The sequence below is a fragment of the Streptosporangium sp. NPDC006007 genome (assembly GCF_040614315.1).
Taxonomy (GTDB): Bacteria; Actinomycetota; Actinomycetes; order Streptosporangiales; family Streptosporangiaceae; genus Streptosporangium.
The window spans coordinates 22174-43618 of the sequence record NZ_JBEXUG010000044.1 but is presented as its reverse complement, the minus strand read 5'-3'; the positions used below and the strand labels follow the sequence as shown (position 1 = coordinate 43618).

Here is a 21445-nt window from a genome sequence, read left to right as displayed (position 1 = left end):
GGGGGTGGGGGGGGGGGGGGGGCGCGCCCCCGGGGGGGGGGGGGGGGCGGGGGGGGGGGGGGGGCCCCCCCGGGGGGGGCCCCCCGCCCCCACGGCGCCATCCAGGGCCCACAGGCCACCTCCGGGCGTGCGAGGCGGCCTGGGAGGCCCTCAGCGACCGCTGAGTTTCTCCACGATCAGCCGGTAGAGCTGGCGTGGCCGGCCGGGCTGCGGGGTCCGGTTCGGCGGAAGCGGCCACGCGAGTCCCTCGTCGACCAACGTGCGCAGCAGCCGCCGTGCCGTACGCGGGGTGACGCCGAGCATCTTGCCGGCGTTCTCCGCGTCCACCACCGTGTCCCCGCCCTCTAACTTGGCCGCCAGCCGGGACAGCACCTCCACGCCCTTCGGCTTCAGCGCCCCGCCCTGCGGAGGCATCCGGGGCGCCGGGATCAGCGCCCGGCCCTCCCGGTCCACCGCGAAGCCCTGGGCCTGTTTGCCCGCCTGCGTGCGTGCCAGCGCGGCCCGTGCGTGGGATTCGGCGTCGTGGGTGGTACGGCCCATGCCGACCCCCACCTCCACCGCCAGCCCGAGCTCGTCCCGCACCCGGGCCGCGAACGGCAGCACCCGGAAGCCCTCGGTGGCCGTGGCCACCGAACCGCGGGTCGCGGTGACCATGTAGCTGTGGTCGTCGACCGCGGTCACCGACGCGTTGATCCGGTTGGCCTCCTGCACCAGCAGCCGGTGCAGGGACAGCCGGAGCTCGTCGCGCCAGTAGCGCGGCGCCGCCCGGCGCACCGGCTCACGGAGCGTGGGCACCTCCACCAGGACCACGGTGAGCTGCGACTCCTCCAGCCGGTGGTGTGCTCCCAGCAGGGCCGCCGTGTGCAGCGCCGTACGGACCGCCGCCGAGGTCGGGCGGATCCTGACCACCGCGACCCCGGACGTCTGCAGGCGGTCGGCCACCGCCGGCAGACAGGTCAGCGCCCCGCTGGTGTGGCCCTGGCGAGCCAGCCGTTCGTGGAAGGCCGTGATCGTGCCGGTGGCCCCCGGCTCGTCACGGCTGTGTACGTCCCCGGAGGGCAGGCCGAGATCGGCGTACGCCTCCTCGACGTCGGCCCTGTTCAGCACGTCGACGCTGACCCTTCGCGGGTCTATCCGCTCGTCCAGTGCGGCCCTGGCCAGCGCGGCGATCAGTGCGGCGCCGCCGAGCTGGACATAGGTCGCGGGCATCGTCAGCACCCCCGAACGCCGTGCCAGATCGTAGGGGACCGGGCTGGCGAACAGACATGCGTCCACCCCCGCTCCCAGTCGGGTTACCTTGTCGGCGGCTTCCTGCTCGTCCCGGTAGGCAGCGGCTACCAGGCGACAGGGCAGGGGTGCCGCCGCGTGTCCCATAAGCATCACTCGCTCCACAAGATCATGGGGGCCCACCACACCGATAGTGAGGTCCGGTGTCATAGCACCTGGGCGTGACACTCGTGGAGTTTCTTCGGCCCGCTCGACCAATGTTCGTCCCATCCTGCCGTCCGTCTGTTTCGGCTCTCTTTTGGAACGATCGCTTGCGGGGGCCGTAATGTCACGCCCGTTTTGCCGTTAATTCTTGGAGGAACCCACGGTCTAAACCCTGACTCCTAGTGTTTACACAGGTCAGAGTGGTTTTTGGGGGACTGAAACCGGTTGATTATGATGGTGAAATCTCTCGGCGCACATCCGCGCCCAGCGCCTGCATACGCTCGGCGAGATATGCGTGACCCCGGTCGATGAGATATCCCGAGCCGATCACGGTCTCCCCCTCGGCCGCCAGACCGGCGAGGACCAGGGCGATTCCGGAGCGGAGGTCGTGCGCGGTCACGTCGGTTCCGGTGAGCGGGGTCGCGCCGCGGACGACGGCGCTGTTCTCCTTCACCTCGATGTCGGCGCCCATCTTGTTCAGCTCGGAGGCCAGGGCGAACCGGCCGTCGAAGATGCGCTCGTGAATGTAGCTGGCGCCGTCGGCCAGGCAGGCGACCGTCATGATCGGTGACTGCAGGTCGGTGGCGAAGCCGGGATAGGTGTCGGTGATCACGTTGATCGGGCGGAGCGGGCGGTCCCGGCGCACGTGGAGCACCGCGCCCTGGTCGGCGAACTCCACGCCCATCTGCTCCAGCTTGTAGCGGACCACGCCGAGGTGGTCCAGGTCCGCGCCGACCAGGTTGACCTCGCCACCGGTGATCGCCGCGGCCATGGCGAACACGCCCGCGTCCAGGCGGTCGGGCATCACGGTGTGCTCGACGGCCTGGAGCTCCTCCACGCCCTCCACGGTGATGAACCCGGTCCCGCCGCCGCTGATCCTCGCGCCCATCCGGGTCAGCATCTCGATCACGTCGAGGACCTCGGGCTCCAGCGCCGCGTTCTCGATCACGGTGGTGCCGCGCCCGAGGGCGCCCGCCATGATCAGGTTCTCGGTGCCGGTGTGCGAGGGGGTGTCGAGGTACAGGGTGGCGCCGGTGAAGCCGGCCGTCTTGACGTGGATGACGGAGTCGCCCTCGTCCACGACCGCGCCCAGCCGCTTGTAGCCCAGGTAGTGGAAGTCGAGGTTTCGGCTGCCGAGGTTGCAGCCGCCCACCCCCTCGATGACCGCCTCGCCGAGACGGTGCAGCAGCGCGGGCACGAACAGCACCGAACCCCGGAAGCGGCGGGCGATCTCGGCGGGCAGCACCGGGCTGCGCAGGGAGGAGGCGTCGATCACCAGCGTGCGCTCCGCCTCGTGCAGCTCGACCTTGGCGCCGATCGCCTCGGCCAGCTCCACCGCGCGGCGTACGTCCTCGATGATGGGGACGTTGCGCAGCACCGTGCGGCCCCTGGCCGCCAGGAGCGCCGCACCGATCATGGGCAGCACGGCGTTTTTGGCACCCTGGATGAAGGCGGTTCCACGGAGGGGGTTGCCGCCGCGCACGCGGTAACGGACCATGCGTCATGCTCCTTGGGGGTGGGGTTGCTATTCGTACTGCGGGGGCGGCAGCCGGAGGTCGTCGGCCAACACTAGCCGTTGGATGCCCCCGAACCGGCCACTTCGTGCGGGAACCACCCCATGGGTGACCGATTACTCAGTCGCCCCGGAGCCCGCACGTGATCGCCTCCACGGGAGGACCCGAGGGTGTTTCACCCGGCCCGGGAGCCCCGGCCGGCCGGGGTCAGCGGGGAGGCGGCCGACAGCAGGGAGTCGGCACGCTGGTCGACGAAGCGGGTGACGACCTGCTGGCCGTACCCGAAGGCCATGGCCCAGACCAGGATCGCGGGCTGTGAGGCGAGCCCGGTGAAGCCGGGGACGAAGCCCGAGTTCAGGATCAGCAGGCCCAGTACGGCGGTCGCCACCCCGGCCGGTGCCTTGAGCAGGTTCTGCACCACCGCCAGCGAGTAGCGGGTGGACAGCTCGGAGCGGCTGGAGAGCGAGGCCGCCGTGGCCAGGGCCGCGCCCAGAACGCCGATCAGGGCGACCAGGGGGACGTCGCCGTGGCCGGGGCTGCGGCCCCCGGTCGGGCAGATCTGCGCGGGCAGCAGCCCGTGGGGCTGGATCACCGCCTGGTTTCCGCACATCGGGATGGCGTCGGGCCAGATCGCGCCGGTGACCACCACGGCCACCACGATCAGGCTCAGCATGAACACCCCGCCGAGCAAAAGGTTGCGGAAGTTGCGGACCCGGCCGGTCTCCATCGCCTGGGCGGTGTAGGCGGCCCGCAGCACCGACTGCATCAGCGGCCTGTCGTCCTCGCCCATGTTCCCGGCCGACAGCCTCGCCTGGAGCTGCGTCAGCCGGGGGTCGTCACCGGGCAGGTAGGCCCGGCCGATCGCCACCACCTCGGGGCCCCGGCCGCGCAGCTCGGCCGTCGGCAGCACGCCGTACAGCATCACGGTCGCGCTGTTGACGTTCGACCAGGCACCCTCGACGGCTTGGCCGGTCAGCCAGCGCCGCAGGCCGTTCCTGGCCCGCGTGTAGGACTCCGCGCGGGCCAGGTGCGTGCCGATGCCCTCGCCCACGGACACGAGCTGGCCCGCCTCGTCGCGCATGGTCAGGGCGCGCTCGGCGTCGGCCCGGATCTCCTCGCAGCGCGTGGCCACGTACACCCGCCAGGTGCCCGGCCAGCGCAGTACCCCGGTGTCGCCGATCCGTTCCAGGGACACCGGGTGGTTGAGCGACATCGTTCCTCCGTGGGGGAGCGGCCGGGACGGGGAGGATCTCCCCGGGCCTATCGCACCACGCCGATCAGGTGCCATGTCCCTCGTCGGCCGGATTGTCGGTCAGGCGCCGCGTCCGGCGATGTCGGTGCGGTGGTGCGAGCCGCGCAGGCGGACGCGGCCGACCGCCCGGTAGGCCGCCGCGCGCGCGGCGGCGACGTCGGGGCCGGTGCCGACCACGCTGAGCACCCGCCCGCCGCCGGAGACGACGTGGTCGCCGTCGAACACGGTGCCGGAGTGCAGCACGTAGGCGTCGTCTCCGGCGATGTCGCAGAGCCCCTCGACGACGTCGCCCCTGACCGGCTCCCCGGGGTAGTTCTCGGCCGCGACCACCACGGTCACCGCGGCGCCCTCGCGGTAGGAGAGCGGCCCGAACCCGCCGAGCGTCCCGGTCGCGCAGGCGAGCAGCAGGCCGGCGAGCGGCGTCTGGAGCCGGTCGAGCACGACCTGGGTCTCCGGGTCGCCGAACCGCGCGTTGAACTCGATCACCTTCGGGCCCGACGAGGTGAGGGCCAGCCCCACGAAGAGCACCCCGGTGTACGGCGTGCCGCGCCCGGCCAGCTCGTTCACGGTCGGGATGACGGTCTCGGCCATCACCCGGCCGGTGAGGTCCGCCGGCGCCCAGGGCAGCGGCGTGTAGGCGCCCATGCCGCCGGTGTTGGGGCCCAGGTCGCCGTCGTAGGCGCGCTTGTGGTCCTGGGCCGGCTGGAGCGGCACGGCGGTGGATCCGTCGCAGAGCGCGAACAGCGACACCTCGGGGCCGTCGAGGAACTCCTCGACGACGACGCGCCCGCAGGTCGCCGCGTGCCTGAGCGCCTCCTGCCGGTCATCGGTGACCACCACGCCCTTGCCCGCGGCCAGCCCGTCGTCCTTGACCACGTACGGCGTGCCGAACTCCTCCAGCGCCGCCGCGGTCTCCTCGGGCGTGACGCAGGTGCGGGACCGCGCGGTGGGCACGCCGGCCGAGGTCATGACCTCCTTGGCGAAGGACTTGGAGCCCTCGATCCTGGCGGCCTCGGCGGACGGTCCGAAGCAGGGGACGCCCGCCCGCCTGACCGCGTCCGCGACCCCGGCGACCAGCGGGGCCTCGGGGCCGATCACGACCAGGTCGGCTCCGAGCTCCCCGGCGAGCCGGGTGACCGCGGCCGGGTCGGTCGCGACCACCGGATGCAGGGTCGCGACCTGGGCGACGCCCGCGTTGCCCGGAGCACAGTGAACCTCGGTGACCTGGGGGTCCGCCGCCAGCGACCGGCACAGGGCGTGTTCACGCCCGCCGGATCCAATCACAAGAACGCGCACTCGCCAGAGCCTATCGGCCGCCGGTCGGCCGCCCGTCCGCAGGTTGTGGACGGAGAAAGGGCGGTGTTCGCGCGCCGGGTATCCGTTCGGGTATCCGTTCGAATCTCCGGAACTCCGGCCGCGTTTGTTCCGGCCGTCTTTAGCTCCGGCGGCTCCGGCTCTATGGACGCACTATGTCGAAACGGTGAATGCAGCCGTAAAAAGGGCGCTAATTTCGCCGAGTATGCATGATCGCCTCTCGGGGCGGGAGTATCCTGGGGGGACGTTCCCCAGCCCTGTGCTACCTTTGGGCTGCTTTGCCTGTCCCCGTGCCGATTGGAGGTGGTTGGAGATGTCCTCTGGTGATCCCAGCAGTACGTGCTCGCGCACATGTTCCGTGCGCGCCCTCGACCACTTCACACCGGTGTCCGACCGGCCCCACGCGCATTCCCGTTCGAACTGAGGTGACATCGCGTCGCGCGTGGGCAGCGCCAGGTCGGGCGGGAAAGGCTCGCCATGCGCTCTTCGCTCCTTTTTCCCCGTATCAAGCACGTCCGTGCGGTCCGCGCGCCGCGCGCCGCCGTTCCGGTCCGTGACCGGATGAACACCCCGTGCGTCCCGCCGAGCGACTCGCTCGTCGAGTACGCCGCCTACATCGACGGTAAGAAGATCGAGGCTCTGGGCATCACCGACGCCCTGGAGCTGGTCCGCGAGCACAACGCCGCCGAGAAGCGCGAGCACAACGCCGCGGAGGAGAAGGACAACGCCTTCGTCTGGGTCGGCCTGCACGAGCCCGACGCCCCCGAGGTCGAGTGGCTGGCCGAGGTCTTCGCCCTGCACCCGCTCGCCGTCGAGGACGCCGTCAAGGCTCATCAGCGCCCCAAGGTCGAGCGGTACGGCGACTCGCTGTTCATGGTCCTGAAGACCGTCGCCTACCTCGACCACGACGTGCTCACCGCCACCAGCGAGATCATCGGCACCGGCGAGATCATGGTCTTCGTCGGGCCCGACTTCGTGGTGACCGTACGGCACGGCGGGCACTGCCCGCTGTCGGAGGTGCGCGAACGCCTGGAGGACAAGCCCAAGCTCCTCAACCGCGGCCCGACCGGGGTGCTGCACGCGATCGCCGACCACGTCGTGGACAAGTACCTCACCGTGGCCGACCTGATGCAGACCGAGCTTGAGGACGTCGAGGCCATGGTCTTCGCCGACGTCAGCGCCCGGGACATCGGCCGGATCTACAACCTCAAGCGCGAGATGATCGAGATGAAGCGGTCGGTCACCCCGCTCCAGTCGCCGCTGGCCACGCTGGCCCAGCGCCGCATGATCCCCTCGGAGATGCGCGAGTACTTCCGCGACGTCGCCGACCACCTGGCCCGCGTCTGCGAGCAGGTCGACTCCTCCAACGAGCTCTGCAACTCCATCCTGCAGGCGGCACTCGCCCGCTCCAACGCGCTCGCCAACGAGGACATGCGGAAGATCTCCTCGTGGGTCGCCATCATGGCCGTCCCCACGATGATCGCCGGGGTCTACGGCATGAACTTCACCCACATGCCCGAACTCGACTCCGTTTTCGGCTATCCGATCGTGGTCGCCGTCATGGCGGTCGTCTGCTCGCTGCTCTACCGGGGCTTCCGCCGCAACGGCTGGTTGTGACCCCCGCGGGCCCCGCGGGGAGAGCGGAGCCTTCCCTCTCCCCGGCGCTCCAGGGGCCCGTACGGCGCGCCGGGCCCCCGCGCGCAGCCCGCCCCGGCCCCCGTGCTCATACGCGCCCCTGCGTTCAGCCCACGCCCGAGCCCCCACGCCCGAGCCCCCACGCCTGAGCTCCCGCGCTCGAACCCGCCCCCGCGCTCAGCTCGTCCCGGGCCCGCAGGTCACCGGGGCGGGCAGGCGCATGTCCCGGTCGGCCCAGAGGGCGCGCATCCGGTCGGGGTAGTCGGTGACGATCCCGGCCACCCCGAGATCGAGCATCTCGGCGGCCCTGCCGGGTTCGTTGACCGTCCAGACGACCACCGGCAGCTCCGCCTTCTCCGCCCGGCACGCCAGCTCCTCGTCCATCAGGACGTGGTCGGGCGAGAGGGCGGTGCCCCCGGCCGTCGCCGCGACCGCCGGCAGGTCACCGTCGAAGTCCTCCAGCCGCAGGCCGTTGAACCAGGCGCCGTCCATGGTGGCGCGTTCCACCAGGGCGTAGCGCGGGGTCGCCGGGGCCAGTGAGCGGGCCGCGTCCAGGATCCGCCAGTCGAAGCTGAGGATCGCCGCCCCGCCGAGTCTGCGGTGCCGGTCGAGCTCGGCGACCACCAGCTCGGTGAACTCGTGGGGGTCGGCGCTGAGCTCGGGCCTCGTCGGATCCGACTTCAGCTCGACGTGCATCCGCACGCCGTCGGCGCCGTAGGCGTCCACCAGTCCCAGCACGGCCCCGAGCGTCGGCATGCGGGCGCCGGGCACCGGCACCTGCGTCGCGGCGAAACGGTCGCCGGGGTGGCGCGGCAGCCGTACCCCGCAGTCGAGGGTGCGCAGCTGCGCCAGGGTGAGCTCGCCGACGGCCCTGCCCACGTAGGGGAAGAGCGGGTCGTACGGAACGGCCGGCCGGGTGTCGGCACTGGTCACCGCCGACACCGTCAGGTCGTGGGTGAGCACCAGCCGCCGGTCGGCCGTCAGCGCGACGTCGAACTCCAGCGCGTCGACACCCAGCTCCAGCGTGTGGGCGAGACCGGGCAGGGTGTTCTCCGGCCGGAGCCCGCGGGCTCCCCTGTGACCATGAATCTCGGCATGCACACAGGGACCTTACCGACCTCGCGTCCCGATTTTCCCGCGCGGCTCGCGTCCGGGGGGTGGCCGGACGCGAACCTCGCGGGTGACAAGGTCAGATCAACGGGTGAATCTGGAGCGTTTCAGTACGGCCGGGGCCGACGCCGATGGCCGAGACGCGGGCGCCGCTCATCCGCTCCAGGGCCTTCACGTAGGACTGCGCGTTGACGGGCAGGTCATCGAAGGACTTGGCGCCGGAGATGTCCTCCTGCCAGCCGGGCAGCTCCTCGTACACCGGCTTGGCGTGGTGGAAGTCGGTCTGCGTCATCGGGATCTCGTCGTGGCGGACGCCGTCCACCTCGTAGGCGACGCACACCGGGATCCGCTCCAGGCCCGACAGCACGTCCAGCTTGGTGAGGAAGAAGTCGGTGACGCCGTTGATCCTGGCGGCGTAACGGGCGATCACCGCGTCGAACCAGCCGCAGCGGCGGTTGCGGCCGGTGGTCACCCCGTACTCGCCGCCGGTGGTGCGCAGCCAGTCGCCCATCTCGTCCTCAAGCTCGGTCGGGAACGGGCCGGAGCCGACACGGGTGGTGTACGCCTTGAGGATGCCGATCACGCCGGTGAGCCGGGTCGGCGGGATGCCCGAACCCGAGCAGGCGCCGCCGCTCGTCGGCGAGGAGGAGGTGACGAACGGGTAGGTGCCGTGGTCGATGTCGAGCAGGTTGCCCTGGCCGCCCTCCAGCAGCACCACCCTGCCCTCGTCCAGCGCCGCGTTCAGGATCAGCGAGGTGTCGGCGATGTGCGGCTTGAGGCGCTCGGCGTAGCCGAGATACTCCTCCAGGACCTTGCCGGCGTCGATCGCCCGGCGGTTGTAGATCTTGGTGAGGATCTGGTTCTTCTCACCCAGGGCGACCTCGATCTTCTGCCGCAGGATGCCCGGGTCGAGCAGGTCCTGGACCCGCACGCCCATCCGGTAGATCTTGTCGCCGTAGGCGGGGCCGATGCCCCGGCCGGTGGTGCCGATCTTGGCCTTGCCGAGGTAGCGCTCGCTGACCTTGTCGATGGCCTTGTGGTGAGGCATGATCAGGTGCGCGTTGGCCGAGATCAGCAGCCGCTCCGAGGAGACACCCCGGGCCTCCAGCCCCTCTATCTCGCTCAGCAGCACACCCGGGTCGATGACGACGCCGTTGCCGATCACGGGGATGACGTTCGGGGAGAGCACTCCCGTCGGCAGCAGGTGCAGCGCGTACTTCTGGTCGCCGATGACGACCGTGTGCCCCGCGTTGTTGCCACCCTGGTATCTGACGACGTAGTCGACCTGGTCACCGAGTAGGTCCGTCGCCTTACCCTTGCCCTCATCGCCCCACTGGGCACCAACGAGAACGACAGCCGGCATCGCTAATCTCCCACCGCAAAAACCAAAGCCCCTGACGCAATCGCGGCAGGGGCTCTTGCGTGGTGAGAATACCCGACCTGCTCGGAAATGGGGATCGCCCACCGGGGAGGAGGGAGGAACCCCGGTCTCAGCGGCCGTTCAGCTCAGCGGCGGCCTCGGGGCTGGAGTCCTTCAGGAACCGCTGGCAGCGCTCGGCCTCCTCCTTCTCGCCGATGGCCTGAGCCGCGCGGCCCAGCGCGTGCAGGCAGCGCAGGAACCCCCGGTTGGACGCGTGGTCCCAGGGGATCGGGCCGTGCCCCTTCCAACCGGCCCCGCGGAGCTGGTCCAGGCCGCGGTGGTAGCCGGTGCGGGCGAACGCGTAGGAGGTCACGGCGTGTCCCGCCGCGAAGGACTCGTCCGCGAGCGCGGCCCAGGCGGCCGGATAGGCCGGGAAACGCGCGGCGACGTCGGATGGGTGGGCGCCGGACTCCAGCGCCTCTCGGGCCTCGGGCAGGTCCGGCAGCCGGGTGGGCGGCGGACCGGCCAGGAGGTTCTCGTGCGATTCCATAGGGATAGTCCTACCCGGTACACCGGGGGCAGGCCAAGATCGGCCCCTCCCCTCCGGGGGCGCGCCCCCGGAGGGGAGGGGTTCGCCGACCGGCCCTCAGGTGAGCCGGGTGCCCGCGGACTTCAGGTGCCGGCACGCCTCGGCGACCCGGGCGGCCATGGACGTCTCGGCGGCCTTGCCGTACGAACGGGGGTCGTAGGTCTTCTTGTTGCCGACGTCACCGTCCACCTTGAGCACGCCGTCGTAGTTCCTGAACATGTGGTCGGCGATCGGGCGGGTGAAGGCGTACTGCGTGTCGGTGTCGATGTTCATCTTGATCACACCGTAGGAGATCGCCTCGTGGATCTCCTCAAGCAGCGAGCCGGAACCGCCGTGGAAGACCAGGTCGAAGGGCTTCTCCCTGCCGTACTTGGCGCCGACGGCCTCCTGGATCTCCTTCAGCACGCCCGGGCGGAGCTTGACGTGGCCCGGTTTGTAGACGCCGTGCACGTTGCCGAAGGTCGCCGCGAGCATGTAGCGGCCCCGCTCGCCGAGCCCCAGGGCGTCGGCGGTCGCGAGGGCGTCCTCGGCGGTGGTGTAGAGCTTCTCGTTGATCTCGCCGACGACGCCGTCCTCCTCGCCGCCGACGACACCGATCTCCACCTCAAGGACGATCCTCGCGCGGGCGCACTTGTCCAGAAGCTCCTGGGCGATCTCCAGGTTCTCCTCCAGCGGCACGGCGGAGCCGTCCCACATGTGCGACTGGAACAGCGGGTCCTGCCCGCGCGCCACCCGTTCAAGTGAGATGTCGATCAGTGGTCGCGCGAAACCGTCAAGCTTGTCCTTGGGACAGTGGTCGGTATGGAGCGCGACCGTCACGGGGTACTTGGCCGCGACGACCCGGGCGTACTCCGCCAGCGCCGTCGCACCGGTCACCATGTCCTTGACGGTGGTGCCGGACAGGAACTCGGCCCCGCCCGTCGACACCTGGACGATGCCGTCGCTCTCCGCTTCGGCGAAACCCCGGAGCGCGGCGTTGAGGGTCTGGGACGAGGTCACATTGATCGCCGGATAGGCGAACTCACCGGCCTTGGCCCGGTCGAGCATCTCGGCGTAGACCTCTGGAGTCGCGATAGGCATGTGTCATCTCCCTAGAGACGGCTGTGAACAGCTGGCACGGGGCTCCTACGGGCGCAGCCCGTTGTCCAGTATCTCGGGTTCCTTCCCGGGCTGACATGCCGGGCAACCCTCCGAGCCGTGCGAGATATCGATGTGAGGTCTCGGGCACGGGTAGGCTTCACGCCGATGGACCTCCTGCACAATCTCCTCGACCCCAAGTGGTGGCTCGGCCTGCTCGGCCCGTTCGCCACCGTCGGCGTACTCGGCATCATCTTCGCCGAGACCGGGCTGCTGCTCGGCTTCTTCCTTCCCGGCGACTCGCTGCTCGTGGCCGCCGGGGTCTTCAGCACCCCCGAGGCGGCCCAGGCCATCCCCGGCCTCAAGCCGCTGTCGTTCCCGCTGCTGCTGGTCCTGGCCCCCGTCTGCGCCATCGTCGGCGCCCAGCTCGGTCACCACCTCGGCGCCACGTACGGCCGCAGGATGTTCGACCGGCCCGACTCCAAGCTCTTCAAGCGGGAGTACGTCGAGAAGGCCGAGCACTACTTCCAGAGGTTCGGCCCGGCCAGAGCCGTGGTGCTCGCCCGGTTCATCCCGATTGTTCGGACGTTTCTCAACCCGGTCGCGGGCATGCTCGGCATGGACCGCAAGCGGTTCTTCCTGTGGAACTGCGTCGGCGGCGTCATCTGGACCGACGGTCTGCTGATCTTCGGCCGCCTGGTCGGCTCGGCCGTGCCGAACATCGACAAGTACATTCTGCCCGGCGCCATGGTGATCATCCTGCTCTCCGTCATCCCGATCATCCGGGAGGTCGTGAAGAGCCGCAGGAACGGCGGTTCCGGCGTTCCCGAGCCGCAGGGCAAGCACCACCGGAGCGCGCCCCCCGCCCCCTCGGGCGGCGACGTCCAGCGCTGACCGGTCTCACCGGGGGGTCGTAGAACTTCATGATCAGCCGCTACCCTCCACAATGTGGGACGCCACAGGTCTGATCCGATGGGTATCGCCCGCCTTGTCCTCGCGGGTCTGGCGGTGCTGACGACGGTCGCCATGGCCGTGATCGGCGGGCTCTCCCTGACCGGGTCGCTCGGTCCCGATCCGCGGCGGCCCGCCCCCTTCGCGGCCGTCACCACGCCGTTCGCCGCATCCCCCTTCGCCGAGCGGGTCCCCACCATCCTCGTCCGGTGCCCGCGGCAGCGCTGCCCCACGGTCTTCCTCAGGGTCACCGGGGGCGACGTGCTGCTCAACCGGGAAATGGCCAAGGACGAGCAGGTCCGGTTCTTCGATCCCAAGATCGATGTGGTGCTGGCCGACTCCGCCGCCGTCCGCGTCGAGGTGAACGGCGCGCCCCGCGCCCCGGGCGAGCCCGGCGAACGCCAGGAGTTCACCGCCGTCCGCGGGTGACCGGCCGCGCGGGCTCTCCCCGGTCTCCTCAGGCGAGACCCAGGTCCTGAAGACCGTAGGCCGTCAGGTACGGCAGGCCCGCCCCGGCGATCGCGGACGCGGCCCCCCGGTCCACGATCGTGGCCACCGCGACGACCTCGGCCCCCGCCTCGCGCAGCGCCTCCACCGCCGTCAGGGGGGATCCGCCGGTGGTGGAGGTGTCCTCCACCACCAGCACCCGCCGTCCCGCCACGTCCGGCCCCTCGATCCGTCGCTGCATGCCGTGCGCCTTCTGCGCCTTGCGGACCACGAAGGCGTCGAGGGTCCGGCCCCGGGCCGCCGCCGTGTGCAGCATGGCGGCCGCCACCGGGTCGGCCCCCAGGGTCAGCCCGCCGACGGCGGCGTAGTCGAGATCCTCCGTGAGGTCCAGCATGACCCGGCCCACCAGCGGCGCCGCCTGCCCGTCAAGGGTCACCCGGCGCATGTCCACGTAGAAGTCCGCCTCCATGCCGGAGGAGAGGACGACACGGCCGTGCACGACGCCCTTGCGCTTGATCTCGGTCAGCAGGTTCTCACGATCGCTCATGGCAACAAGGTTAGGGCGATCCTGGAGGAGCCGACGGCGGGTGGAGGCGCGGACCGGGTCCACCGGCACGGCCTTACGAACGGGACAAACTGGTACGGTCTGGGTGAAGACTTCGGCCCATGGTCACGCGCCGGTCGAATCGTCGGGATTCACCCTCAGGCGATCAGTTGCTTGATTACCCTGAGACAGGGCCGTCGGCTGGTCTCTCAGAAGTTCTTCCGGGCTTTTACGAGCCGGGAAGGGCAGGGCCACGGAGGAAGGGCGGTGTCGCGTGGATCGCTGCGCGCTTTTCGTGGACGCTGGCTACCTGCTTGCCGACGGCGCGATGGCTGTGCACGGCACCCGCCATCGCGAAGTGGTCTCGTGGGATTACCCAGGTCTACTCAAATTGCTCAACAGTCTGTCCAAGGAGCGCACCGGGCTGCCGCTGCTCCGCTGCTACTGGTACGAGGCGACCATCGAGGGCCGCCGCACCCCCGAGCACGAAGCGCTGGCCGACATCCCCGGCCTCAAACTCCGGCTGTCGCGCATCCGCCCGGGACGCCGCGAAGGGGTGGACGCCCAGGTCCACCGCGACCTGATGACCCTGGCCCGCAGCGGCGCGGTCTGCGACGCGGTGGTGGTCAGCGGTGACGAGGACCTGGCGCAGGTCGTCTGCGACGCCCAGGACCTCGGCGTCCGCGTCACCGTCGTGCACATCGCCGCCGACGGCGGCTGGGCCGTGTCCCGCTCGCTCCGCCAGGAGTGCGACGACCTGATCGAGATCACCGTCGGCCACCTGCGGCCGTACGTCAACCTGATCAACGGTGTGGGGGAGTCGCCGGCCCTGGCCAACGGTCACCAGCCCACCGCGAACGGTCAGGTCACGGCCTCCCCCGGCCACAACGCCCCACCCCTGGCCCCCGGCCAGGAGACCCGGCAGTCCCGGCCCGCCCCCTCCCAGCCCGCCCTCTCGGCCTATTCGAGCTATACCCGGGACGTCCCCGCCCCGCCGGCCTCCCAGCCGCCGCAGCCCCCGGCCCCTCAAGCCCCGCCGCCCACCGCCCCGAACCCTCCCGGTTCCCCGGCCCCCACCGGTTCCCCGGGTCCCTCCGGCCCCCGGGGCTCGTCGATCCCGCCGACCGGCCCGTTGCCGCCCGCCCCGCCGTACGGCCAGGGGAACACCGGCGGCACCCACGGCTATCAGACGGGCCAGCTCGGCGTCTACACCGGCCCCCAGCCGGCCCCCGTGCCGGTCCAGAACGCCCCCGGTGGCGCGCCCACCCTCTCCGACGCGGTGAAGGCCGCGCACAAGGAGGGCCACGACTTCGGCGAGTCCGTCGCCAAGGACGCCCCCGCCCTGTGGCTGGAAGCCGTCCTCGCCCGTAAACCCCGCATGCCGTCCGACCTGGAGGCCCGTCTCCTGCAGGGCTCCTCCCTGCCGATCGACTTCCTGCTGCACGACGAGGTCCGTCACGCGCTGCGCCGAGGCTTCTGGGACGCCCTGGAGCGGGCCCGTCGTTAGACCTCTTCGGTGACGTGCCGGCCCCGAGGCCCCTCCGGCGCCGCCGGGCTCGGTGACCGAGCCCGGCGCGGTGGGACGCCGCGCGGCGCGGCAGGGGGCACCGGGCGTGACGGAGGCCCGGTCCGCGACCGCGTTCCCCCGAAAGGCACGGCAGGGGCGCGCGGAACGCGGGACGAGCCGTCAGGAGAGGGCGTCGAAGCCCGCGCGGAGGTGACCGAGCCGGTGGGACAGGTCCGAGAGCGGCCCGGTGAGGCTCGGGTCGTTGGTCTTGCGGGCCAGCTCGACGACCCGGGAGAGCTCGTCCTCGACCGCGGTGAGCCGCCTCGACAGCTCGGGGAGGATCGCCGCCTGGTCGCCGGCGTCGCCGGGGGGCAACTCGGCGGTCAGACGTTCGCGGAGCATCCCGGCCTGCTCCGCCAGGCGGCGGTTCATGTTGTAGAGCTCGACGAACACCGCGACCTTGGCCCGGAGCACCCAGGGGTCGAACGGCTTGGTGAGATAGTCGACCGCACCGGCCGCGTAGCTGCGGAAGGCGTAGTCGGGGGCGCTGTCGACCACCGTCAGGAAGATGATCGGAATGTTGCGGGTGCGCTCGCGCCGCTTGATGTGCGAGGCGGTCTCGAACCCATCCATGCCGGGCATCCGCACGTCCAGCAGGATCAGCGCGAACTCCGTGTTGAGCAGGGCTTTCAACGCCTCCTCGCCCGACCTGGCCCGGACGGGCACCAGATCGAGTGAGCTGAGGATGGCCTCAAGCGCGATGAGGTTCTCCTCCCGGTCGTCGACCAGGAGGATCTTGGCTCGCTCCGCCATCTATCGCGCCCCTTCGTTGGAGTCGCCCGTCGGCTTGCCCCGGGTGAGCCAGCCGCGCAGACGTTCCAGCAGGCGGTCGACGTCCACGGGCTTGGGTACGTAGTCGGAGGCGCCTGAGGCGATGCTCTTCTCCCTGTCGCCTCGCATGACCTTAGCGGTAAGCGCGATGATCGGCAGATCGGCGAACTGCGGCATCCGGCGGATCGCGGACGTGGTGGCCCAGCCGTCCATCTCCGGCATCATGATGTCCATCAGCACCAGGGCGACGTCCTCGTTCCGTTCCAGCTGCTCGATGCCCTCCCGGCCGTTCTCGGCGTAGACCACCGTGGAGCCGTACCGTTCCAGCACGCTGGTCAGCGCGAACACGTTGCGGATGTCGTCGTCCACGATCAGGATCTTGGCCCCGGTGAGCGGGTCCTCGCCCTTCCACGGCTGGACGTCGTGCTCGGGGAAGTGCGAGATCGGCACCTCCTCCGGCATCGTCACCTCCGGCAGGTCGTCGTCCTCCTCCAGCACCCCGACGATCGTCCGGTTGCGGGGCAGGGAGTTCGGCGACGCCGCGCCGCCGTCGCGTGCGGCCAGCGGGCCGACGTAGGACGGCGGCAGATACAGGGTGAAGGTGCTGCCCCGTCCGACCTCGCTGATCACATGGATCTCACCGCCGAGCAGGCGGGCGATCTCCCGGCAGATCGACAGGCCCAGGCCGGTCCCGCCGTACTTGCGGCTGGTGGTCCCGTCGGCCTGGCGGAACGCCTCGAAGATGACCTCCAGCTTGTCGGAGGCTATGCCGATGCCGGTGTCGACCACCTCGAAGGCCAGGATGCCGTCGGCGCCGCGCAGGGTGTCGTCCACGAAGGCGACGGTCCGCGGGGCGGGGACGACGCGTAGCCGTACCTCGCCCTTGGGGGTGAACTTGATCGCGTTGGAGAGCAGGTTGCGCAGCACCTGCTGCAGGCGCTGCTCGTCGGTGCGGAGCTCCTGCGGGACCGACGGGTCCACCTCCACCGCGAACGACAGCCCCTTGTCCTGGGCCAGCGGGGCGAAGGTGGACTCGAAGTAGTCGACGAACTTCGACAGGGAGATCTGCTGGGGGTGGATGTCCATCCGCCCGGCCTCGACCTTGGACAGGTCGAGGATGTCGTTGATCAGCTGGAGCAGGGCCGAACCGGCGCCGTGGATGGTCCTGGCGAACTCCACCTGCTGCGGGGTGAGGTTGCCGTCGGCGTTCTCGGTGAGCAGCTTGGCCAGCACCAGCAGGCTGTTCAGCGGGGTGCGCAGCTCGTGGGACATGTTGGCCAGGAACTCGGACTTGTAGCGCGAGGAGACCGCCAGCTGCTCGGCGCGCTCCTCCAGCGTACGGCGGGCCTGCTCGATCTGGAAGTTCTGGATCTCGATGGCCCGGTTCTGCTTGGCCAGCAGCGCCGCCTTGTCCTCCAGCTCGGCGTTGGAGCGGCGCAGTTCCTCCTGCTGGCGCTGGAGCTCGTCGGAACGCTCCTGAAGCTCGGTGGTGAGGCGCTGCGACTCGGTCAGCAGGTCCTCGGTGCGGGAGTTGGCGATGATCGTGTTCATCGTGACGCCGATGGTCTCGACGAGCTGGTTCATGAAGTCGTGGTGTATCTCGCTGAACTCCCGGAAGGAGGCCAGCTCCAGCACGCCGAGAACCTGGGTCTCGAACAGGATCGGCAGCACCACGATCTGCGCCGGGACGGAGCTGCTGAGACCGGTGTCCACGGTCAGGTAGCGGGCCGGGACGTCCTGCAGGAGGATTCCCCTGCCCTCCAGCGCGGCCTGCCCCACGATGCCCTCGCCCGTGGCAAAGCGTCCCCGGATCCGGGAGCCGGCGCGCGTGCCGTACCCGGCGATCAGGTAGAGGTCGTGGTCGCCTGTGGGCTCGGCGAGGTAGAAGGCGCCGTAGTGCGCCGAGACCAGCGGGGTCAGCTCGCTCATGATCAGCTTGGCGACCTCCATCAGGTCGCGGTGACCCTGCATCAACCGGGAGATCCGGGCCAGGTTGGACTTCAGCCAGTCCTGTTCCTGGTTGGCCGTGGTGGTGTCGCGCAGGTTGGACACCATCGTGTTGATGTTGTCCTTCAGCTCGCCGATCTCGCCCTCGGCGTCGACGGTGATCGAGCGGGTCAGGTCGCCCCTGGCGACGGCGGTGGTGACCTCGGCGATCGCGCGGACCTGGGTGGTGAGGCGGCCCGCCAGCTCGTTGACGTTCTCGGTGAGCCGCTTCCAGATGCCCTCGGCGCCCTCGACGCGCGCCTGGCCGCCCAGCTTGCCCTCCGAGCCGACCTCGCGGGCGACCCGGGTGACCTCGGAGGCGAAGGAGGAGAGCTGGTCGACCATGGTGTTGATGGTGGTCTTGAGGGCGAGGATCTCGCCCTGGGCGTTCACGTCGATCTTGCGGGTGAGGTTGCCGTTGGCGACCGCGGTGGTGACCTCGGCGATGTTGCGGACCTGGTAGGTGAGGTTGTTGGCCATGGAGTTGACGTTGTCGGTGAGGTCCTTCCAGACGCCGGAGACGCCTCGGACGCGGGCCTGGCCGCCGAGCTGGCCCTCGGTGCCGACCTCGCGGGCGACCCGGGTGACCTCGTCGGCGAACATGGACAGCTGGTCCACCATGGTGTTGAGGGTGTCCTTGAGCTGGAGGATCTCCCCCTGGGCGTCGGCGGTGATCTTCTTGGAGAGGTTGCCCTGGGCCACCGCGGTGGACACGGCCGCGATCTGACGGACCTGGGTGGTGAGGTTGTTGGCCATCACGTTGACGTTGTCGGTGAGGTCCTTCCAGGTGCCCGACACGCCGGGCACCTGCGCCTGACCACCGAGCTGCCCCTCGGTGCCGACCTCGCGGGCCACCCGGCTCACCTCGGAGGCGAAGGAGGAGAGCTGGTCGACCATGGTGTTGATGGTGGTCTTGAGGGCGAGGATCTCGCCCTGGGCGTCCACGTCGATCTTGCGGGTGAGGTCGCCGTTCGCGACCGCGGTGGTGACCTCGGCGATGTTGCGGACCTGGTAGGTGAGGTTGTTGCCCATGGAGTTGACGTTGTCGGTGAGGTCCTTCCACACACCGGAGACGCCTCGGACGCGGGCCTGGCCGCCGAGCTGGCCCTCGGTGCCGACCTCGCGGGCGACCCGGGTGACCTCGTCGGCGAACATGGACAGCTGGTCCACCATGGTGTTGAGGGTGTCCTTGAGCTGGAGGATCTCCCCCTGGGCGTCGGCGGTGATCTTCTTGGACAGGTCGCCCTGGGCCACCGCCGTCGCCACCGAGGCGATCGCGCGGACCTGGGTGGTCAGGTTGCCCGCCATGAAGTTGACGTTGTCGGTGAGGTCCTTCCACACACCGGAGACGCCGCGCACCTGCGCCTGACCGCCCAGCTCACCCTCGGTGCCGACCTCGCGGGCCACCCGGGTGACCTCCTCGGCGAACGCCGACAGCTGGTCCACCATGGTGTTGACGGTGTTCTTCAGCTCGAACATCTCGCCGACCGCGTCGACGGTGACCTTACGGCTCAGATCGCCCTTCGCGACCGCGGTGGTGACCAGCGCGATGTCGCGGACCTGCGCGGACACACGGCTGGACATGGTGTTCACCGCCTCGGTGAGGTCACGCCAGCTCCCCGACATGCCCCGCACGTTCGCCCGGCCGCCCAGACGCCCCTCGGTGCCGACCTCGCGGGCCACGCGCGTCACCTCGGAGGTGAACAGCGAGAGCTGGTCGACCATGCCGTTGATCGCCTTGCCGAGACGGCGCACCTCGCCCCGGGCGCTGCGATCCAGGTCGATCCTGCGGGACAGATCCCCCTTGGCCACCGCGTCTATCACGTCCGCAGCCCCGCTGACCGGCCCCACCAGGGCGTCGATCAGCGCGTTCACCGAGTCGACGCTCTCGGCCCAGGAACCCACCCCGGGGCCGGGGGTGAGGCGCTCGCCGAACCGCCCCTCCCGCACCACCTCGCGGCGGACCCGGTGAAGCTCGTTGGCGAGGTGCTCGCGGCGGTCGGCGAGCTCGTTGAGGAGCAGGCGAATCTCGCTCAGGATCCCCGGCGGGGCATGCGGCACCCGGCGACGGAAGTCACCGTCGCGCCAGGTGATCAGTGTCTGGAGAATCGGCTGCAGGTCCGATTCGGTGTAACGCCGCTCCTCGACGCCGGACACGGTGTTGGCCGTGGTCATGAGACCTCCTTGACTCCCGGGGGGCGCAGCCGCGAGTCATCCCAGTCTGTCACGGTGCGCAACTCCGAGTCCCGCCTTCGATTTACCCCATGTCAGCGTGAAGTGTGGTAGGCACGGAACAATGACCAATGCTCCCCGCGCCGTGCTGGCCGCGACATTCGCCCCAGGAGACACGGCCGTCCCTGCCGCCAGGCGGTTCACCAGGGAGGTGATGACCGCCTGGGCCGCCGTGTCCGTGATGTCCGCCGCGGAGTCGCTCGCCGGGGAGCTCGCCGCACAGGCGGCGACCGGTGTGCCGTTCGAGGTGATCTGGAACCATCTGGGCGACGGCCTCCAGGTCGAGGTCCGGCAGCGGAACACCTCCGACAGGGCCCCCAGCCGTCCCACCGTGCCGGTGGACGAGTGGGGCGTCACCTTCACCGGGCAGCGGCGGACCCACTGGGCCAGGCTCTGGCTGCCCGGATCCGCCGAGCGCCAGGCCGCGGAGTGGTCCACCGAGGAGCCGAGCCGCGGGCCGATCTGGATGGGCTTCCTCGCCGACGCCAGCGACCTGCTCGCGGGGACCCTCAACCCGGACATGGTGCCCGCCATCATCTCCCAGATCGTGGTGCCCCGGCTGGCCACCTGGTGCGCGGTCTACACCTGGAGCGACGGCGGCGGCCCGCAGCGCCCAGCCTACCTGTGGCACACCGATGAGCGGCGCATCGACGGACTACGGGAGGAGCTCGCCACGGTCCGGATACCCCAGACCGGTGGCTCCATGCAGCTCGGCGACTCGCAGATGCTGGTGATCCCGCTCCTCGCCCGGGGACGGGCACTCGGGGTGATGTGCCTGGGGCGCCCCGACCGCTTCGCCGAGGACGTCTTGCAGTACGCCGAGGACATCGGCCGCCGTGCCGCCCTGGCCATGGACAACGCCCGGCTCTACGCCACCCAGGCGGCGGCCAACCAGGCGCTCCAGCGCAGTCTGCTGCCCCCCGACGAGCCCGGCGAGATCCCGGGGCTCGACTCCGCCGTGGTCTACGAGCCGGCGGGTGAGACCAACGAGGTCGGCGGCGACTTCTACGACCTGTTCGCGGCAGGGGACGGCTTCTGGCGGTTCGCGGTGGGCGACGTCTGCGGCACCGGCCCCGAGGCCGCCGCGGTCACCGGTCTCGCCCGGCACACCCTGCGCCTGCTCGCCAGGGAGGGGTACGGCGTGGCGGCCGTCCTCGACCGCCTCAACCAGGCGATCCTGGAGGAGGGAGACCGGGCCCGGTTCCTGACCCTGCTGCACGGGGAGATCAAGCCCGTGGCGAGGGGGCTGGACCTCTGGACGGTCTCCGCCGGCCACCCGGAGGCGCTGCGGCTGCGGCCCAGCGGTGTCGTGGAGACCGTGGTGACCTCCCAGTCGCTGCTGGGGGTCTTCCCCGAGGCGACCTTCAAGGCCGAGCTCGTCCACCTCGACCCCGGCGACGTCCTGCTCGCGGTGACGGACGGGGTGACCGAGCGGCGCCAGGACGGCCGGCTGCTCGACGACAACGGGGGACTGGCCAAGCTGCTCGCCGAGTGCGTGGGGCTGTCGGCCCGGGCGGTCGCCGAGCGGATCCGCCGGGCCGTGCAGGACTTCGCCCCCGAGCCGAGCGCGGACGACCTGGCGATCGTGGTCCTGCGCGCCCGATAGATCGTGCTTCCGCGGCCCGGAGGCCCGGCGGTCCGGCGGTCACGGGCGTTCGCCGGGTC

At 70.6% G+C, this 21445-nt stretch carries 16 protein-coding genes; 5 read left to right on the top strand and 11 right to left on the bottom strand.

The window, feature by feature from the left end:
• Positions 1-150: 150 nt before the first annotated feature.
• The 4 genes from ABZ194_RS25745 to purD form a co-directional block, all read right to left on the bottom strand.
• On the bottom strand, positions 151-1437 hold the full coding sequence (locus tag ABZ194_RS25745) for a GTP cyclohydrolase IIa (protein ID WP_355599581.1): 1287 nt from the start codon (positions 1435-1437) through the stop codon (positions 151-153).
• Between the two features lie 223 nt (positions 1438-1660).
• Positions 1661-2929 (bottom strand): UDP-N-acetylglucosamine 1-carboxyvinyltransferase, encoded by a 1269-nt coding sequence (murA, locus tag ABZ194_RS25740; protein ID WP_355599580.1) that lies wholly within the window; start codon positions 2927-2929, stop codon positions 1661-1663.
• 191 nt (positions 2930-3120) lie between these two features.
• A complete protein-coding gene (locus ABZ194_RS25735) occupies positions 3121-4158 on the bottom strand; it encodes a hypothetical protein (RefSeq protein WP_355599579.1) in 1038 nt (345 codons plus the stop codon).
• Between the two features lie 99 nt (positions 4159-4257).
• Positions 4258-5493: a phosphoribosylamine--glycine ligase gene (gene purD / locus ABZ194_RS25730; RefSeq protein WP_355599578.1), complete on the bottom strand. Its 1236-nt coding sequence runs from the start codon at positions 5491-5493 to the stop codon at positions 4258-4260.
• 495 nt (positions 5494-5988) lie between these two features.
• Here purD and corA point away from each other — a divergent pair, with 495 nt between their 5' ends.
• Positions 5989-7128, top strand: a complete 1140-nt coding sequence (corA, locus tag ABZ194_RS25725) for a magnesium/cobalt transporter CorA (protein ID WP_355599577.1) — start codon at positions 5989-5991, stop codon at positions 7126-7128.
• Between the two features lie 195 nt (positions 7129-7323).
• Here the strand turns inward: corA and ABZ194_RS25720 are convergent, their stop codons facing one another.
• The 4 genes from ABZ194_RS25720 to fbaA form a co-directional block, all read right to left on the bottom strand.
• The gene (locus ABZ194_RS25720; protein ID WP_355599576.1) at positions 7324-8247 is read right to left on the bottom strand and encodes a glycerophosphodiester phosphodiesterase family protein; all 924 of its coding nucleotides are present in this window, start codon (positions 8245-8247) and stop codon (positions 7324-7326) included.
• Between the two features lie 88 nt (positions 8248-8335).
• Positions 8336-9619, bottom strand: coding sequence for an adenylosuccinate synthase (locus ABZ194_RS25715; RefSeq protein ID WP_355599575.1), 1284 nt, complete (start codon positions 9617-9619; stop codon positions 8336-8338).
• A 127-nt stretch (positions 9620-9746) separates the two neighbouring features.
• On the bottom strand, positions 9747-10166 hold the full coding sequence (locus ABZ194_RS25710; protein ID WP_355599574.1) for a DUF3151 domain-containing protein: 420 nt from the start codon (positions 10164-10166) through the stop codon (positions 9747-9749).
• A 96-nt stretch (positions 10167-10262) separates the two neighbouring features.
• Complete coding sequence (gene fbaA / locus ABZ194_RS25705) at positions 10263-11285, bottom strand: class II fructose-bisphosphate aldolase (protein WP_355599573.1); 1023 nt, start codon at positions 11283-11285, stop codon at positions 10263-10265.
• A 165-nt stretch (positions 11286-11450) separates the two neighbouring features.
• Here fbaA and ABZ194_RS25700 point away from each other — a divergent pair, with 165 nt between their 5' ends.
• Positions 11451-12176 (top strand): VTT domain-containing protein, encoded by a 726-nt coding sequence (locus tag ABZ194_RS25700; protein WP_355599572.1) that lies wholly within the window; start codon positions 11451-11453, stop codon positions 12174-12176.
• A gap of 78 nt (positions 12177-12254) precedes the next feature.
• The gene (locus ABZ194_RS25695; protein ID WP_355599571.1) at positions 12255-12662 is read left to right on the top strand and encodes a hypothetical protein; all 408 of its coding nucleotides are present in this window, start codon (positions 12255-12257) and stop codon (positions 12660-12662) included.
• A gap of 28 nt (positions 12663-12690) precedes the next feature.
• Here ABZ194_RS25695 and pyrE read toward each other — a convergent pair whose 3' ends face one another.
• The gene (gene pyrE, locus ABZ194_RS25690) at positions 12691-13227 is read right to left on the bottom strand and encodes an orotate phosphoribosyltransferase (RefSeq protein WP_355599570.1); all 537 of its coding nucleotides are present in this window, start codon (positions 13225-13227) and stop codon (positions 12691-12693) included.
• A gap of 271 nt (positions 13228-13498) precedes the next feature.
• Between pyrE and ABZ194_RS25685 the strand changes: the two genes are divergently transcribed.
• Positions 13499-14731, top strand: coding sequence for an NYN domain-containing protein (locus ABZ194_RS25685; RefSeq protein WP_355599569.1), 1233 nt, complete (start codon positions 13499-13501; stop codon positions 14729-14731).
• 180 nt (positions 14732-14911) lie between these two features.
• On the opposite strand, the gene ABZ194_RS25680 is transcribed toward ABZ194_RS25685, so the two are convergent.
• Together ABZ194_RS25680 and ABZ194_RS25675 are read right to left on the bottom strand one after the other, a co-directional pair.
• The gene (locus ABZ194_RS25680; RefSeq protein ID WP_355599568.1) at positions 14912-15544 is read right to left on the bottom strand and encodes a response regulator; all 633 of its coding nucleotides are present in this window, start codon (positions 15542-15544) and stop codon (positions 14912-14914) included.
• Positions 15545-19723, bottom strand: coding sequence for a HAMP domain-containing protein (locus tag ABZ194_RS25675; RefSeq protein ID WP_355599567.1), 4179 nt, complete (start codon positions 19721-19723; stop codon positions 15545-15547).
• Positions 19724-19844: 121 nt separating this feature from the next.
• On the opposite strand from ABZ194_RS25675, the gene ABZ194_RS25670 reads away from it, so the two are divergent.
• A complete protein-coding gene (locus ABZ194_RS25670) occupies positions 19845-21386 on the top strand; it encodes a SpoIIE family protein phosphatase (protein WP_355599566.1) in 1542 nt (513 codons plus the stop codon).
• Positions 21387-21445: the final 59 nt, after the last annotated feature.